The 17,466-nt window shown below is 48.6% G+C and carries 8 protein-coding genes; 6 read left to right on the top strand and 2 right to left on the bottom strand.

Going from position 1 to position 17,466, the window contains the following annotated elements:
* Positions 1 to 58 precede the first annotated feature (58 nt).
* Positions 59 to 4,150, bottom strand: coding sequence for a DEAD/DEAH box helicase (locus FN124_RS26040; RefSeq protein WP_142687722.1), 4,092 nt, complete (start codon positions 4,148 to 4,150; stop codon positions 59 to 61).
* Positions 4,151 to 4,234: 84 nt separating this feature from the next.
* On the opposite strand from FN124_RS26040, the gene FN124_RS26035 reads away from it, so the two are divergent.
* Positions 4,235 to 5,119 carry a COG4315 family predicted lipoprotein gene (locus FN124_RS26035; RefSeq protein ID WP_142687721.1) on the top strand — a complete coding sequence of 295 codons (885 nt, stop codon included), beginning with the start codon at positions 4,235 to 4,237 and terminating at the stop codon, positions 5,117 to 5,119.
* A gap of 82 nt (positions 5,120 to 5,201) precedes the next feature.
* Here FN124_RS26035 and FN124_RS26030 read toward each other — a convergent pair whose 3' ends face one another.
* Positions 5,202 to 5,933 (bottom strand): GntR family transcriptional regulator, encoded by a 732-nt coding sequence (locus tag FN124_RS26030; protein WP_142687720.1) that lies wholly within the window; start codon positions 5,931 to 5,933, stop codon positions 5,202 to 5,204.
* A gap of 246 nt (positions 5,934 to 6,179) precedes the next feature.
* Between FN124_RS26030 and FN124_RS26025 the strand changes: the two genes are divergently transcribed.
* From FN124_RS26025 to FN124_RS26005, 5 genes are all read left to right on the top strand, one after another.
* Entirely contained in the window at positions 6,180 to 7,502 is a 1,323-nt protein-coding gene (locus FN124_RS26025) for a GH36-type glycosyl hydrolase domain-containing protein (protein WP_142687719.1), read from the top strand.
* Positions 7,503 to 7,679: 177 nt separating this feature from the next.
* Positions 7,680 to 10,748, top strand: a complete 3,069-nt coding sequence (locus FN124_RS26020; protein ID WP_142687718.1) for a SusC/RagA family TonB-linked outer membrane protein — start codon at positions 7,680 to 7,682, stop codon at positions 10,746 to 10,748.
* A 55-nt stretch (positions 10,749 to 10,803) separates the two neighbouring features.
* Complete coding sequence (locus FN124_RS26015; protein WP_142687717.1) at positions 10,804 to 12,306, top strand: RagB/SusD family nutrient uptake outer membrane protein; 1,503 nt, start codon at positions 10,804 to 10,806, stop codon at positions 12,304 to 12,306.
* Between the two features lie 484 nt (positions 12,307 to 12,790).
* The gene (locus FN124_RS26010; protein WP_260607586.1) at positions 12,791 to 15,664 is read left to right on the top strand and encodes a glycoside hydrolase family 38 N-terminal domain-containing protein; all 2,874 of its coding nucleotides are present in this window, start codon (positions 12,791 to 12,793) and stop codon (positions 15,662 to 15,664) included.
* Positions 15,665 to 15,668: 4 nt separating this feature from the next.
* On the top strand, positions 15,669 to 17,465 hold the full coding sequence (locus FN124_RS26005) for a class I mannose-6-phosphate isomerase (protein WP_142687715.1): 1,797 nt from the start codon (positions 15,669 to 15,671) through the stop codon (positions 17,463 to 17,465).
* Position 17,466 lies beyond the last annotated feature (1 nt).

Raw genomic sequence — 17,466 nt, 5'->3', positions numbered from 1 at the left:
GCTGCTTTGCGATAAGCCCGGGCCGCCCTGTTGGGAAGTACATTACAGGCGTTCCGGACTACCGTTCTGCAATAAGCTTCAGCAGTTCCTTTGCACTCAGCTTCCCCGACTGATCACTGCCCTCGAGCAACTGATCGGCCAGATCCCGCTTGCTGTTATGCAGCGCAATGATCTTTTCTTCTATTGTATATTGCGCCACCAGCCGGTAAATGGTTACTGGCCTGGTTTGACCAATACGGTGTGCCCTGTCGGATGCCTGCTCTTCAATAGCCGGGTTCCACCATGGGTCCATATGGATCACGTAATCTGCTGCCGTTAAATTAAGGCCTAGCCCCCCTGCTTTGAGGCTGATCAGGAACAACTGCCCGCTACCTGCCTGGAACTCCTTTACCAGCTTATCCCGCTGCGGTATGGGCGTGCTGCCATCTAGGTAGAGATAAGTAATTCCCTGCTGATCTAATGCCGCCCGCACCAGGTCGAGATGTTTTACAAACTGGCTGAACACCAGCGCGCGGTGATTGTTCGATACCAGTTCTTCTACAATTTCCCGGAACACTGTTAATTTGGAAGATGGAATATCGACCTCAGCATCTACCAGCTGCGGGTTACAGGCCGCCATCCTCAACCGGCTGATTTCCGCCAGTGCGCGGATATGCTGCTGCGCCATGCTACCCTCCTGCGCCTTGATGTTTTCCAGCGCTTTCCTGCGCAGGGCTTCATAAAACGACGCTTCATCCGGCGACAGGCTCACCAGCTTCACGATCTCCGTTTTAGGCGGCAGCTCATCCAGCACGCCCGTTTTGGTACGTCGTAATATAAACGGTGAGATCAGTTTTTTCAGGTGCTGCTTCACCGTGCTTTCCGGGTTTCTCACCGAAGGGAAAACAAATTGTTTATTGAAATGATCCAATGTGCCCAGCAACCCGGGATTGAGGAAGTTAAACAGGTTCCAGATCTCCGCCATATGATTTTGTATAGGCGTTCCCGTTAGCATGAGCTTAAATCCTGCCTGCAGCGACATGGCCGCTTTGGAAGTTTTTGTCTGGAAGTTCTTGATCATATGCGCTTCGTCCAGTACCAGTGTAGGCCATTTTACTGCGGCCAGCAACTTTTCTTCTGATTGCAATAAACCATAGGTAGTGATCACCACATCAAAAGGACCGGCGCCTTTGATCAAAGCTGAACGGCGGCCGTTGTGCAGGAATATTGCATTCAGTGTAGGTGCAAAGCGGCTGATCTCATTGCTCCAGTTGTTCACCACAGAGGCCGGGCAAATAACCAATGCAGGACCATCAGTTGCCCGTTGCAGCAACAATGCAATGGCCTGTATGGTTTTACCCAATCCCATATCATCTGCCAGGCAGGCGCCGGCTCCCCAGGCGGCCAGGTGGGTCATCCAGCGGAAACCTTCCTCCTGGTAGGGGCGTAAAGTGGTTTGGAGTGTAACCGGCACCGTTATATCCAGCGCCATGGCAGCAGCCCTTTTATCTACAAAGGCTTTCCATGCAGCATCTGTAACAACACTGCCGGCATGTTCGAGTAGCTCATCCAGCACTGGCAGGGCATATGGCTGAATGTTTATATTATCCCGGTCAATATTAGCCACGCTGGCCATTTCGTTTAGCCGCCGGCGTAAGTCGCCCGTTAATGCCAGGTATTCCCCGTTCTGTAACGCAATAAACCTTTTCTTTACCGTGCGGGTAGTATCCAGTAGGTCTTTCAGGGCCAGTACGGTAGCCTCGTCTATTTTTAATTCACCGGTACACATAAACCAGTGATCTTTTTCTTTCAGTGAAATATGCAATTGCGGGAAGCCGGCCTGCTGTCTTATTTTATACCGTTCTCCTTCGGGCCATTCTGCCCGCACCAGTTCGGGGTGCTGGTGAATTATTTCCAGCAACTGCAAACAATCCAGCGGGTCTTCAAAAATGATGGTATCGTCGGAAAGGTCCTGGTCTATAGCGCCCTGGATGAGGTGCAGCAGGGTGGTTACATTGGCTTTTTCCTTAGCCAGGTCTCGCACTGCCTGCCAGCGCTCCCCGTTACTGATACCAATAATATTATATGCTCCTGTGCCGGGTTTACAATACGGCGGATCGCTGGTAAAGGGTTTTACATAAATACCGGCCTTTAGCCCGTCGCCCAGCGGTAAAAGCTGTACAACAATACGGCTGTCGCCCGGACGTTTGCTGATATTGGCGATATCGCCCATATCAGCATGAATAGTGAGGTGTGCGCCAATACTTTTCAATACCTGGGTCAGCTTGTCCTTACCCGCTGCCGGCACTACAGGGATCTGTTCCAGTGTTTGCAATAAACGGCGCTGCTGGGCGGTAAGATGGATGATCTTCAGGCGGGTATTGCTCTCCTTTACAAACACCGTTTCGCTGACATAATCGTTTATGTTGGCGCTGAAAGTGTATCCGTGCCCCGACCTGTTCACACTCAGCTCCGGCTGCGCTTTTATAATTTCTACGGAAACAGAAATATCATCTGCAGAAAATAGCAGCGGGTGGCCAGCAATTTCCTCCCATACTGTTTCCGCGAAAGAATAGGATTCGCCGTCGTAGTTATAATAATGATCCTTCTGCACAGTGGCACCTATCCTGAAATCCTGTTCTGTCATGGCTTCCGCCTTGCCTTCCTTCAGCTTTTTCAGTGCTACATTACGACCGCTGCTCCACGTATTATTGCCCTGGGAGGTTTGTAATACCGGCTGTATCTTATACCGGTCAAAATCTATCAGGTAGATTAACCGGGAAGTTGCTGCATTCTTTTCTTTTTTTGCAAGATAGGTATCAGCACCCAGCAGGGTGTTTAGTAACCGCTCCCAGTCCGGCGTTTGCTCCATCTGTGAAAAAACAGGCGGATGGCTGATCATGTTGCCAGCTTCCTGGTACACGCTTTCATATCCCTGGTAATCATCTCCCTTAAATAAATATAAATACTCGTAGGTCAGTAACCGGTAGTGACGTTCCATGCCGAGCGACAGCAAACGCGCTGCATTAATACTGAAAGTGCGCAATAATTTACTTTTGGGGTGGAGCAGCTGCAAACACAATACCGACAGGTAACTCAGCAGGTTGCTCTCTCCTCCTTCCAGGATCAGCAGCAGCAACTGTTCTCCCTTCTCCTTCCGGCCCGCATGAAAATGCAACAGGCAAATCGCGGGAGTGATGGCAGGAAACAGCTTTCGCTCATAAGCAGTTATGATTTTAGCGATCAGCGGGTTGGTTTGTTCACCCGGCAATACCGCCAGTGTAAAGGCGTAATAAAAGGCAAACAACGGCGACAGTGGCATGGTATGCTTTTTATCGTACTGCCGTTGACGTTTGATCCCCTTTTCAAAACAGGAAAGTGCTTTTGCAGGTTGCCCGCTATATAACAGCGTCACTGCCTGTGCATACAAATCATCCGCTGTATTATCTGCCGGAGGCAGGTCAAGATGCCCCTGCAACAGCAACAGCTCCGGGAAACCGGCGGCATATTGCCGGCGGAAACTTTCCAGTTCCTGCACCGGGGGCATTTTCAGCAGGTTATATTTTAAAGCGAAAGATACCATTCTATCAAGGCTCTCCCGGCTGAAAAAAGGCAACAATCCCTCGTAGGCGGGGTAATACAACAGGTAGGAAAGATAGGGCTGGTATTCATTAAGCTCCAATTCCAGTTTCCTTACCGGCGGCAACAGCAGGGAGCGGTTGCCGGTAAAGTAGGCAGTGAGCAGCTGCTGCAGGTCCTGCAGCCGGGCGCTCATGCTGTAAAATGCGTGTACTGCATACCTCGTTCTTTCCAGCAGCGCTGTATAGGCAGGCTGTTTTATAATTACCGGGAAAAGCAAAAATCCCATCTCCGGCACCAGGGAGTAATTACCGGTTACATTTTTAATGGCCAATCCGGCGGCCACCAGGTGTTTCAATATTTCGCCGACCCTGAGCCCCTTCATTTTTTCCACGCAGTTCACCGCGTCGGTAATGGTAAATGTTTCCAGCGGGTACAGGTATAGCGCCATCACATCCATCACCAGCCGGGTATCCCTTTCCTGTAATTCATATTGCCTTAAATAGAAACTTTCATCGACCATAGCAACAAAAATAGCTGAAAATATTTTGGGAGGCAGACAACCTTTTCCTGCTTTTTTCCGAATACGCATAGGTACCGGTTTAGCAAACCAGGTTGTTACTGACCAACAACCCGTAATAGTGTATTATTTCAAATTTCTAAAAATTTTAACTGCATGAACTGCTTTAAAAACACCCTGCTTTCATTGATAGCCTTTAGCGGTATCGTTTCCTTCAGCGCCTGCGGCGGAAATGACGACCACCCCGACACGCCTGCACCTAAGCCCCTGGTGCAACTCAGCGCCGACGCAACTTTGGGAAATCACCTTACAGATGTGGACGGTAATTCCCTCTATTATTTCTCCAATGATTTTGATGGCAAGAACAACTGCAGCGGCGGATGCGCTGCGGTATGGCCTATTTATTACGCAGGCGACAATCTGGCACAGGCTGCGCTGGGAACGGGATTGGACATTAAAGACTTCACCACCATCACCACTATTGATGGTAAAAAACAAACTGCTTACAAAGGATGGCCGCTGTACTACTTCGCACCTGCAGTAGGTGGAGTGAACGTACGTGAAGCGCCCGGCAAAACAACCGGTGAAGGCGTGAATAACGTCTGGTATGTTGCCAAACCCGATTATACCATACAACTGATCAACGCGCAACTGGTAGGCGCCGATGGTAAAAATTACAAGGCAGACCATACCGTTGGCGATGGCAAAACATTGTACTTCACTGATGGCAAAGGTATTACGCTTTATTCTTTCAATAAAGACAGCTTTAACATCAACAAGTTCACCAAAGCAGATTTTTCCAACAATGCCATCTGGCCTATTTATGAAACAGACCAGATAGTGGTACCTTCTACGCTTGATAAAACATTATTTGGCAGCATCACCGTTGCCGGTAAGAAACAATTAACCTACAAAGGATGGCCGCTGTATTATTTCGGACAGGATGCGGGTGTGAGGGGTTCCAACAAAGGTGTGAGCGTTCCTGCACCGGGCGTATGGCCGGTAGTTAGAAAAGATGTGGCGGCTGCTCCTAAGCCATAACCATTGCCTTCAACCGTAAAAACGGAACGGCTCAGTATTCTGTATGAATGCTGAGCCGTTGTATCTGGTGAAATATGTAAAACTATTCTCTCCTGCTTTCCACGGTATACACGAAGCTGTCGGCTCGGTAATACCCGAGATTATACTCTATAGGCCGTTCGCCCTGGTCGTATACAAACCGCTTCCTCAGCAGGATGGGATGCCCGGTTTCAAGCTCCAGTTTGGCGGCAATAAATTTGTCGGCTGATTTTGCGCTGATTTCTTCTTTGGACAATGTAGCCACTGTCATGTAATCCTTTTCCAGGATATCGTATAAAGGGCGTTTGAAATCTTCCTCACCGGTTAAGCCCACCCGGGGATGAAAATACGAAATGAAATATACAAAGGGCCCTTCCGCCTTTCCTCTCAGGCGTTCCAGCTTAAGCACTTTTTTATTCGGGCTGATCTCGAAGAAATTGGCAATGGTTTCATCGGGCAATACCCAGGTGACATGCAATTCAAAATTTTTGATGATGATACCGCGTGCAGTCATCTCCTGTGTGAAGCTCAGCCAGTTCTTTGATTTGGAGCTGATAGCAGCTTCGGCCACTTTGGTGCCCACTCCTTTCTTCCTGGTCAGCAGTCCTTCGTAAACAAGTTTATTCAGCGCATGACGTAAAGTAGATCGGGAAATGGCCAGTTGCTTTGCCAGCTGTACTTCGTTAGGTAAAAATTTTCCACCACTGTACTGTGGATCTTTTATCATGTTCCGCAACAGGTTTTCCGCCTGTATATGAAGTGGTAAAGGATTTTTATGATCTATACTCAAATTCATGCCTGCAAAGCAACTGGAAATAAACAAGAAAAACAATTTTAGCCCCCCTTATTTTGGGAGTATGTATGCCCTGGCCGGAAAAACAGTATCAAAACAAAGTATCCCAACCATACCAGCTACCCTCACATAAACATCAAATAATCAATATGTTAACTATCCCTCCAACTATTTAGGCGGTGTTAAAAACTTTTCTTGCGTTTATTAAATTATGTTTATATGTTTGTACATAATATCCGGGGCCACATTATGAAAAAATACTTTTCTATAATTCCCTTTATTGCCGGTATCACTGCTCCTGTTTTCCTTCCGGGAAACCTGGCGGCACAGGCGGGCGCCAGCACCCTGGCGGCAACTGTAATGGCAGACAGCAGGCTGGATACGGTACAGGCCCGGGCGCTACGGCTACTCACCGGTTTCTCTGCCGGTACTTCCTATGGGGAAGTATGGATCAGGGACTTCAACACTTTTATTAATGGCTCCTTACAGGTATTACCACATGACCAGGTAAAGGAAATGCTGCTGCTTTTCTTCCGTATGCAGGGAGAAGATGGAAATATCCCCGATGGCGTTATTCCAAAGGAGAAAGCCAATGCGGGCTACAAGTACAGGTATTCCGGCCTTGCCCCGCAATGGGCTGCCCATAAGAATACCGTGGAAACCGACCAGGAATCATCCCTGATCCAGGCGGTTAGAAAATATGTTGCTGTTACCGGCGACCAGGACTTTCTTTTTTTGGCTGTAAATGATAAAACGATTTTGCAACGGATGGAAGCCTCTATGGCCTATCTGCTGAAAGAGCGCTGGTCGGAAAAATACGGGCTCATCAAAGGCGCCACTACTATCGACTGGGGCGATGTGCAGCCGGAAACCGGCTGGGGCGTAGCCATCAATGAGCAAACAAAATGGGCGGTCGATATTTATGACAACGCCATGTTTGTGATGGCTATACAGGATTTCATGGCAATGAAGCCTCCGGATTACAAGGCACAGCAAAACTGGAGCAAAGTAGCAGCGGGTATACGGAACAATGTGCGCAAATACTTATGGGACAACCGGGCGCAGAAATATATACCACATCTTTATTTGAACGGAAGCCCGTTCTCCCTCTCATTCAACGAAAAGGAAATCCTTTACACAGGAGGCACTGCCTGTGCAATACTGGCAGGATTCCATACATCCAAAGAAATAGCGGCCATCAACAGGCAAATGATGCAGGCCGCCTCCAAAGAAAAATTCGCTACCATAGGTATCACGGTATATCCTCCCTACCCGGCAAAGGAGTTCCCGAATATGCATCCTTATGTATATCAGAACGGGGGCGACTGGACCTGGTTTGGCGGACGGATGATCCAGGCCTTAATTTTAAACGGATTTATACAGGAAGCCGTAGCAGAGCTTAAACCCATGACCGACCGTGTCATTGCTCATAACGGCTTCTTCGAATGGTATGATGTTCAGACAGGCACGCCAAAAGGATCGGGAGATTTTCGCGGGGAAGCAGGCGTTTTACTGGACGCCATCGCACTTCTGAAAAAATGGGCAATTCGTCAGCAGGAAGTAAACAATTAAGGCTGCTTATTTATTATTAATTCATCAACCTGATCTTATTAAAAAACATATCATTACCATCATCTTAAAAACCAAATTTCGCTTGTTTTATCAAAGGGGCTTCCACGCAGCATCCCCTTGATCACTATCAACTGAAACATTTACCGGCTATTATTACCTCATCACTAAAGACTTGTTATGAAAGCAAAACTATTTTATGTGCTTGCATGCCTGTTACTCTCCATGCATGCAACGGCCCAGATTAAAATAAGCGGCAAGGTCACCAGCGCCGCTGACGGAACTGCAATTCCCAACACCACGGTGGCCATTAAAGGTACTTCCAGCGGTACCATCGCCAATGTAGATGGCGTTTACTCCTTAACGGTGCCCAACCAAAACTCTGTACTGGTATTTTCTTTCACGGGATTTGGTACCAAAGAGGTGGTTGTAGGCAATCAAACCACTATCAACGTATCACTGGAAGTACAGGTAAACACCCTGAGCGACCTCGTGGTAATTGGTTACGGATCAGTGAAAAAATCTGACCTTACCGGCGCGGTAGCTTCTCTCAAAGGTGAACAGGTGATGGACAAACCCGTTCCCAACATCTCCCAGGCCTTACAGGGTAAAGTGGCCGGGGTAGACGTAAACATCAACAGCAGCGCGCCCGGCCAACCGGCTAAAGTACGCGTGCGCGGTATCGGTTCCATCAACTCATTTGTGGATCCGTTGTATGTAGTAGATGGTGTGGCGGGCGTAGATGCCAATGCGCTCAACCCTAACGACATCGCCTCTATTGAAGTACTGAAAGACGCCTCCTCCACCGCTATTTACGGTGCGCGCGGCGCCAATGGTGTAATTATGATCACCACCAAACGTGGAAAGGCAGGCCCTACCCAGGTAAGCTACCAGGGAGATGTAAACGTAAGCACCCTGGCCAGCCATCTTCCCACATTGAACTCGGAGCAATTTGTGAAAGTATACAATGAAGCTTTTGCCAATGCCACCAAGTTCGACCCGGATCACGGCACCTGGACGCCAACAGCCATACTGGATCATGAGCATTTCCCTTTGCTGTTTGATGAAAACGATAAGCCATTGTATAACACCAACTGGGAAAAGGAGACCTACAAACCAGCTGTGTCTACCAGCCACCAGCTGAACTTCCAGGGCGGTACAGATAAACTGCTATACAGCGCCTCTCTCGGTTACCTGGACCAGAATGGTTTAATGATAGAATCCTGGTTCAGAAGATATTCCGCCAGGGCTACATTCGACGACCAGGTAAAAGACTGGCTGAAAATTGGCGGTAGCCTTAACATTGTGTCCAGCACACAAAGAGTAGTATCTGATGGTAACGGTTCCTTAAACGTGCCCAGGATGGTAACGGAAGAAGTACCTATCGTTCCGGTCAGATATCCCGATGGCAAATGGGCCGGCAACTATGATATACCTGGCCTGGAAGGCGGCCCGAACCCCGTACAGATTGCGCAGAACAGGTATACCCTCTACAACCAGGTGCATACCCTCGGCAATTTTTACATGCAGTTCCAGATCAACAAAGACCTTAATTTCAAAACAGATTTTGGTTATGATCAGATCAGCAATAAAGCCAATTTCTATTCGGCAGGTAATCTTCCTCACCTGTCGCAGGACCAGGGAGGTATAGCCAGGATCACTACGAACTACAATAAATACTGGCAATCGGAAAACTATCTTACCTACAACAAACAATTCAATAATAATAACAGCTTAAATGCGGTGGTAGGTATTTCCTTCCTGCAATTCACCAATGAAAATGCACTGGCGGAAACACAGAACTTCCTGTCGGACTACTTCCAGTGGAACTCCCTGGCGGCAGGATCGGTACGTAACAACATCACTTCAGAAACCCAGCCCTGGTCTATGAACTCTTACTATGGCCGTGTTAATTATAACCTGAAGAATAAGTACCTCTTTACCGCCACTGCCAGGTATGATGGTTCCTCTAAATTCAGTAAAGACAACCAGTTCGCCTTCTTCCCTTCCGTTGCTGCCGCATGGCGTGTTTCAGAGGAAGATTTCCTGAAGAACAGCAAAACCATCAATAGCCTGAAGATCCGCGCCAGCTATGGTACTTCCGGTAACCAGGAAATCGGCCAGTTCCAGTATTCCCCGCAATACCGTCCTGATCAAACCGTTATAGGCGGCGCTAACCAGCCTACGCTGGTACCCGGGTACGTAGGCAACCCTGATCTCAAATGGGAGCGCTCCAACCAGATAGACGCCGGCGTGGAACTGGTAATGGTGGATAACCGCATCAACCTGAACGTGGATTATTATAACCGTAAAACATCCGACCTCCTGTTGGCCACCCCTATTCCGTGGTCGGCCGGGATGTATACTTCCAACGTATACAAAAATGTAGGTGAAGTGAGGAACACCGGTCTGGAAGTAAACCTGAATACTATAAACATCCAGAAACCAAACTTTACCTGGTCTACCACCTTCATTTTTGCTACCAATAAAAATGAGATCCTCACCCTTAACGACGGTAATGCAGATATCTTCCCTGGTCCCAACTTCCTGGGCCAAACCAATATCCTGCGCGTAGGCCAGCCTATCGGCTCTTTCTATGGTATGAAAAGACTGGGCACTTACGGCACAGATGAAGCGGCGGAAGCAGCCAAGCATTCCCTCCTGCCCGGCGACAGGAAATATGAATATGATGCCAACGGCAACGCCGTATATGATATCATAGGCCGTGCTTACCCCAAATGGACAGGTACTTTCAGCAGCACCATCAAATACAAAGGATGGGATTTTTCATTTGATATCCGTTTTGTACAGGGCGTGAATACAGCCGCTGCATTTAAACACTCTGTGGAAGACCGCCAAACGCTGGCTAATAGTCTTGCCACTGTGCTGAATGCCTGGACGCCTGAAAACCAGAACACTCACATTGCGCAGGTACGTAGTTATAAATTTACACAGGACTCCCATTTTGATACCTGGTGGGTAGAAGATGGTTCCTATATCAGGGGACAGAATTTCACACTCGGTTACACTTTCCCTGAGTCCTGGATGCAGAGAAGCCATATCCGCAAGTTCCGCATTTATGGCAGCGTACAAAATCTTTTCCTCATTACCAAATACACCGGCTATGACCCTGAAGTAGACACGTTTAATTTTGGTTATGGCTCCAACACCGGTTTCTCCCAGAACATCGACTTCTTCCCATATCCCCGCCCCCGCGTGTGGAACCTGGGTGTGAATCTTGATTTCTGATGAAATCGTATACCCGTTGATGTGATAACCTTTTTAGTGATTAAAAAAAATGAAAATGAAAACGACTAAACATATCATACTCGCGTTGCTGGTGTTGTTCACCTGTTCCTGCAAAAAATTCCTGGAACAAAAACCAACGAATTTTCTTCCGCCGGATGCTGACCTGTCCGATCCCAAAGTGGCGCGTGCGCTGGCAAATGGTTCTTACCAGTACCTGCAGGGCTTTTTACAGGGACAGCCATCATCCTATGGGGGTAACGTATACAACCTGATGGAATTCATGACAGGAAAGGCCAACAGCGATCTCGGTCAAACCGGGTTTGCCACCTTCCAGAACCTCAGCTATAATGCCACTTCCTTTTATGTGGATACCTGGTGGCAACGTTTATACCTGGGAATAGGCGCCTGTAACCTGGCCATCGAGAAATTGCCGCAGGCATCTGTACCGGATGCAGATAAAACAAATATGCTGGCAGAAGCACATACGCTGCGTGCGCTCTATTATTTTCACCTGGTACGGTTATACGGTGCAGTTCCCAAAGTAACGGAAGTGCCTAAAGATCTTAATCTGAACCTGCCCCGCACAGCGGCAAAGGCAATTTATGATGAGGTCATTATCCCCGACCTGCAAACCGCGGCAAAATCAACACTGCCCTGGGCCGACAGAACCGGTAAGGTATCTATGGGACTGGTGCAGACGCTGCTTGCTGATGTATACCTCACTTATGCCGGCGCTGCAATTAATGGCGGTAACCAGTACTATGCATTGTCAGCCACCGCCTCCAAATCCGTTATCGCGAATGGCGGTTACACCCTGTTCCCGGAATATACCAATATGATCAACCCTAACAACAAAAACCTCGGGGAGTTCATTTTCCAGGTACAGTACGCAGCTGCAGTACCAAGCCTTAACCCGCTTACACCGCTTACCATTCCGAACTATGCAGGTATCTCAAAGTATGCTGATGAGTATGGATCCGTATATCCTACCCCGCAGTTTATTGCATCGTTCCCTGCAGGTGATAAAAGGGTGCAGGAAAGACAATTCTTCTACACTAAATACAAGAAGAAAGATCCCAGCACCGATACTGTTACCTTTAAAGGCCGGTATATTTATAAATGGTTTGATTCCCTCGCTGTTGTAAGCACTGCAAAATCTGATCTCAATTATACGCTGTACCGTTTGGCAGATGTATACCTGATGTACGCAGAAGCGTCTAACCGTGCAGAAGGCGCACCGAATGCGCAGGCCATCAGTTATGTAAACGCCATCCGTACCCGTGCTAAACTGGCCCCGATAGGCACCATGTCACAAACCGCTTTTGAACATGAAGTGTGGCTGCAACGGTATTATGAACTGTGCTTTGAAAACAAAATGTGGTTTGATATGGTCCGGACCCGGAAGGTACATAACGACGTGACCGGTAACTGGGATGATTTTGTTGGACATAAAACCGTATTTGGCGCTACTTTCGCAGCTAAACAATTACTGTTCCCTGTGCCTAAACAGGAAAGTGATGTGAACCCGAATTTATTGCCCAATAATCCGGGATTCTAGTGGAGATTTTTTATTTGAAAGATAGGGCTGTCTCTTTCTGAGGCAGCCCTTTTTATTTGGGGCGCTGTGTTATGTTGTTCGGGGCTCTTTTTGTGAGATGCCTGTCATTTTGTTCTTCCTTTTGAATATCAATGTGCGATGCCGGATTTTTTTACAAGATGTCTCATTCTTCCCCTGATACTTCTGAACACTTAAGTGAGATGCCCGCCGGATTTTTTAAAAACACCACGTTCTTGCTTGACGGTATATCGGAATACTAAATTATGTACGTATGTTTGTACATATGAAGCATATAATAGCTGAACTCATTTTGTGTTGGGGGCTAACAACCAGTGTAAACGCCCTGGGGGCGGAGCTTTCCGTTACATGCAATGGGATAATGCTCCGTTCGTTAAATGCCGCAAACACCGGAAGCGAGAAACCTCTCTATACCCCTAATGGGATGTCCCGTCATTCATCCAACTGCGTAACCGGAGCTTTATCCATGGACAAGAGAGATTCTCTTCCTTCATTATCCCCACTACAACAACAGCCCATACCCTTTACCAGCATTGAGCTACAGCCTACCGTAGCTTACCTGAACCATCACGGCACACCCGCCCGCATGGTAAGGATGCGCTTTCATGGCGGCAAAAGCTACCAGCCGGCAGTGGTATATATGCATTTTAACGGACAGGAAGACAGCCTGACGCTGGCAGCCAGCCAGGACGGCCTCGGAGAAGTGGAACTGCCCCTGCCGGGCGCGCCGGTAGACAAAGACGCCCAGCTGTTTGTACGCGTCAGCAGCAGCGGGCAAACCTACACTGCCCGCTGTATTGTGTCGCCCACCCGGCAATGGAATGTGTATATCATGCCTCATTCCCATGTAGACGTAGGATATACCAACGTACAGGCAAAAGTGCTGACCATTCACATGAACAATATTGATGAAGCCATTAAGATAGCCGCCCGTACGGCCAACTACCCGGCAGAAGCCCGCTTTAAATGGAATACGGAAGCCCTCTGGGTGGTAGATAAATACCTGGCCGCTGCCAGCGATGAAAAGAAACAGCGTTTCCGCGAAGCCGTTACAAAAGGATGGATCAACCTTGACGGCGCTTATGCTAACACCAATACCAGCGCTACCTCACCCGCACAGCTGCTGCAACTGTTTGCTACCGGCGCCCGTCTTGCAAAAGATTATGGCATTCCTATCAACACCATGTTCCAGGGAGACGTACCCGGCGCCTCCTGGGGATTGATCAGCCAGGCAGCCATTACCGGTACCCGGTATTTCCTCAGCGCTCCCAATGCCAACGACCGCATCGGCAGCTCGGGGCAATGGCGCGATAAGCCCTTCTACTGGCAGGACGCTTCGGGAAAACAACAAGTGCTCTTCTGGCAATCATCTCCCTACTCTATCGGCTATACGCTGAAAGGAAGCAAAATACCCAACTTCTTTACGGTAGAAGATCCAAAGCCTTACTACACCGGTAAGCCAAGTGAAAACTTTCTCAACCCATATCTTTTCGATTATCTGTCCCAGCTGGAACATCAGCACTTTCCCTACAACATGACCCTCCTCACCTGGGCCATGAGCGATAATGCCCCCATAGACCCCGAACTGCCGGACGCAGTAAAGGCATGGAACGAACGTTATACATCTCCCAAACTCATTATCACTTCCGTTAAACAATTCTTCCAGGACTTTGAAGCAGGCTGGAAGGATAAGATCCCGGTATTTGCAGGCGACTATACCGAATACTGGACAGACGGCATCGCCTCCGGTGCCAGAGAAACCGCCATTAACCGGAATGCATCCGACCGGCTACAGCAGGCAGGCGCCATCTGGGCCATCAGGGGTAAAACCGGCTACCCGGCAGATTCCTTTCAACATACCTGGACCGACCTCATTATGTTCAACGAACATACCTGGGGTGCTTTCAACAGCGTATCCAACCCACAGGATCCTAAAGCTATCGCTCAGTGGCAGTACAAACAGGCCTTTGCGCTGAACGCCCAAACCCGCTCTGAAACATTGCTGCGCAGCAGCACTAACGGTAACGGATATACCAATACGGCAACACAGGCCGTTGATGTATACAATACGCTTGGACGTACCCGGACAGCCCTGGTTCGTGTTCCTGCTGCGCTCAGCACTGCCGGCAACCAGGTGAAAGATATAAACGGCAGGATACTGCCTTCGCAAAGGCTCAGCACGGGCGAACTTGCATTTCCCGCCACTTCGCTGCCACCTTTTTCCAAACAGCGGTTCACCATTCATCCCGGCGCTGCCGGAACACCGGCACAAAAGGCCACCGTTAAGGATAACAGCCTGGATAACGGTATTTACTCCATCCGGGTAGATCCATATACCGGTAATATCATTCAACTCATAAAAAAAGGTTATAACGGGAACCTTGCTGATTCCGCCGGGTTGAATCAATATACTTATATGCCTGGCGACTCTGCCGAAAAAATACAATACAGCGGTCCCGCCAACATCCATATCAAAGAGAAAGGACCGCTTGTGGTAAGCCTGTCTGTTACCAGCACAGCGCCGGGCGCCCGCTCCATCACCCGTGAAATAGAGCTTGCTTCGGGTACCGACCAGGTGGCACTGGTGAATACAATAGATAAAACGGCTGTTGGCAGTAAGGAGAGCGTACACTTTGTATTCCCCTTCCGCATCCCCGGCGCACAGGTACGATACAATATACCCTGGGGAAGTATAACCGCGGAAGCAGACCAGCTGCCACATACTAACAGGAACTGGTATACGCAGCAGCGATGGGTAGATGTATCAGGAAAAAATATGGGCGTTACCTGGTCGAGCCCCGATGCGCCCCTGTTTGAAATAGGACAGTATCCCACAGCCGGGTTACTCGGCGGGCTGCATAACTCTCCCCGCTGGATTTCCTTTATGGAACAGCAGCCGCTCATTTCTTCCTGGGTAATGAACAACCTGTGGCATACCAATTTCCGCAGAGACCAGGAAGGGATCACGGTTTTTCATTACTACCTGCAGGTACATGGCGCATTTGATGCCGCCACGGCGAACAGCAAAGGCCTGGAAAATCATCAGCCACCGGTAGTTGCAGCAGCAAACGGTTCTCCGTCAGAAAGCCTGTTCTTCAACATTAGCGGTGATAATATATATGTGGAAAATCTCTACCCTGCGGCAGACGGGAACGGTGTTATCATGCAACTGGTAAATACAGCCACTCATACGGCCACGGCTATACTATCTTCAAAAAATAAATCCACCGCTTTAAACATTTCAGAAAGCGACTTACTGGAAACAAATAAGCGCACACTTCCGGATAGTTTCCCTGTTCCTGGTAAAGGAATAATAATGATCCGCGTAGCAAAAAAATAAGATTATGATCTGGCGAGATTCAGCACAGCCCCTGCTGCCGGAACATGCAGCAACTCCTCCCCCGGATACCTACAACAGGTACCCGGCTCATCCGCTCGGCAATGGCAAGATACAGACAGGCTATACATCGCTGGCCAACTGGATTGTTCAGCATCCTGTGGTGGCAATAGATGGCTATGCAGGTATTTTCTGGGAAAAGATATACACGTCCCTGAAGCTGGAACTTGCCCGTATGGGCGTTAACGTTAGGTGGTACGATATGCATTGCTGTTTAAAAGACAGCCGGTATATACAAGACCTGGTGGCGCCTTTTATTGGTAATGAAGGCGATGTATGGGGCACAAAAACTTCTTTGCACATCACTGATTTTTTTGATGAAGAAAAGATCGCGACACTGCTGACCGAAGGCCCTTATGACCTGCACATCATATACGGAAGCGGGGCGGCACTCGCACATCCTACCGCCCCGGTTATCTACCTGGATCTTCCCAAAAACGAACTGCAGTACCGTATGCGTGCAGGCACTATTACCAACTTTGGCAGCAGCACCGCCGGTGGCAGCGCTGAAATGTACAAACGATTTTACTTCGTAGACTGGGTAGTGTTGAATAATTACAAACAAACCCTGCAGCAGCGCATCCGGATTATGGCAGATACCCAGTGGCCAGATCATATAGCGTGGGCATTTAACCATGATCTGCAGGAAGGTATTTCCCGGTTGGCCCGCAGTACTTTCCGGGTAAGGCCCTGGTTTGAAGCAGGCGCCTGGGGCGGGCAGTGGCTGAAAACACATATCAATGGCATTAACACGGAAGAAATAAATTATGCCTGGTCTTTTGAGATGATTGTTCCGGAGAACGGGGTACTTTTTGAGAGTGATGGTTACCTGATGGAAATTCCCTTTGAATGGATGATGTATACACAACATACCGCCATTCTTGGGGACCATGCAGACATCTTTCAATATGAATTCCCTATCCGGTTCGACTTCCTCGATACATTTGATGGCGGCAACCTTTCCATTCAGTGTCATCCTGCAATGGATTACATCCGGGCGCATTTCGGAGAAACCTTTACACAGGATGAAACCTATTATATCATGGATTGTAAAGACGATGCCGCTGTGTACCTGGGTTTCCGGGAGGGAATTGATCCGGAGGCATTTAAAACCAAACTGGAAAACAGCCGGGATCTTGGTATTCCGGTAGAAATAACGGATTTTGTACAAAAGCATGCGGCAGATAAACATACCCTTTTCCTGATTCCCAATGGTACGGTGCACAGTGCAGGCGCCAACAACCTGGTACTGGAAATCAGCGCCACCCCGTACATTTTCACGTTTAAAATGTACGACTGGCTGCGACCCGGACTGGATGGAAAACCCAGGGCTATCAACATCGACCATGCCTTTCATAACCTGGACTTCAGCAGGCAGGGTAAAGCAGTGAAAGATCAACTGATATCCAGGCCCGCCGTAATAGATAAGGGGGAAAACTACCAGCTGGTACACCTTCCTACACATGCCGAACATTTTTATGATGTACACAGGCTGGAATTCAGTGGCAGTGTTGATATTACTACCAATGGCCTATGCCTGGTGATGATGCTGGTGGAAGGCAGTTCCGTAACGGTTACTACCGCTAACGGGCATACGACTACCTATCATTACGCTGAAACTTTTGTAATACCGGCAGCCGCAGTAAGCTGCCGGGTCACCTGCAATAATGATGGCCCGGTGAAACTGATCAAAGCGTTCTTAAAATCATCGCACCCGGTTTTTAACCAAATAGCATCCACCTGAT

It is taken from the genome of Chitinophaga polysaccharea, from assembly GCF_902150045.1.
GTDB lineage: Bacteria > Bacteroidota > Bacteroidia > Chitinophagales > Chitinophagaceae > Chitinophaga > Chitinophaga polysaccharea_A.
This window is presented reverse-complemented; position numbering and strand designations above follow the sequence as displayed.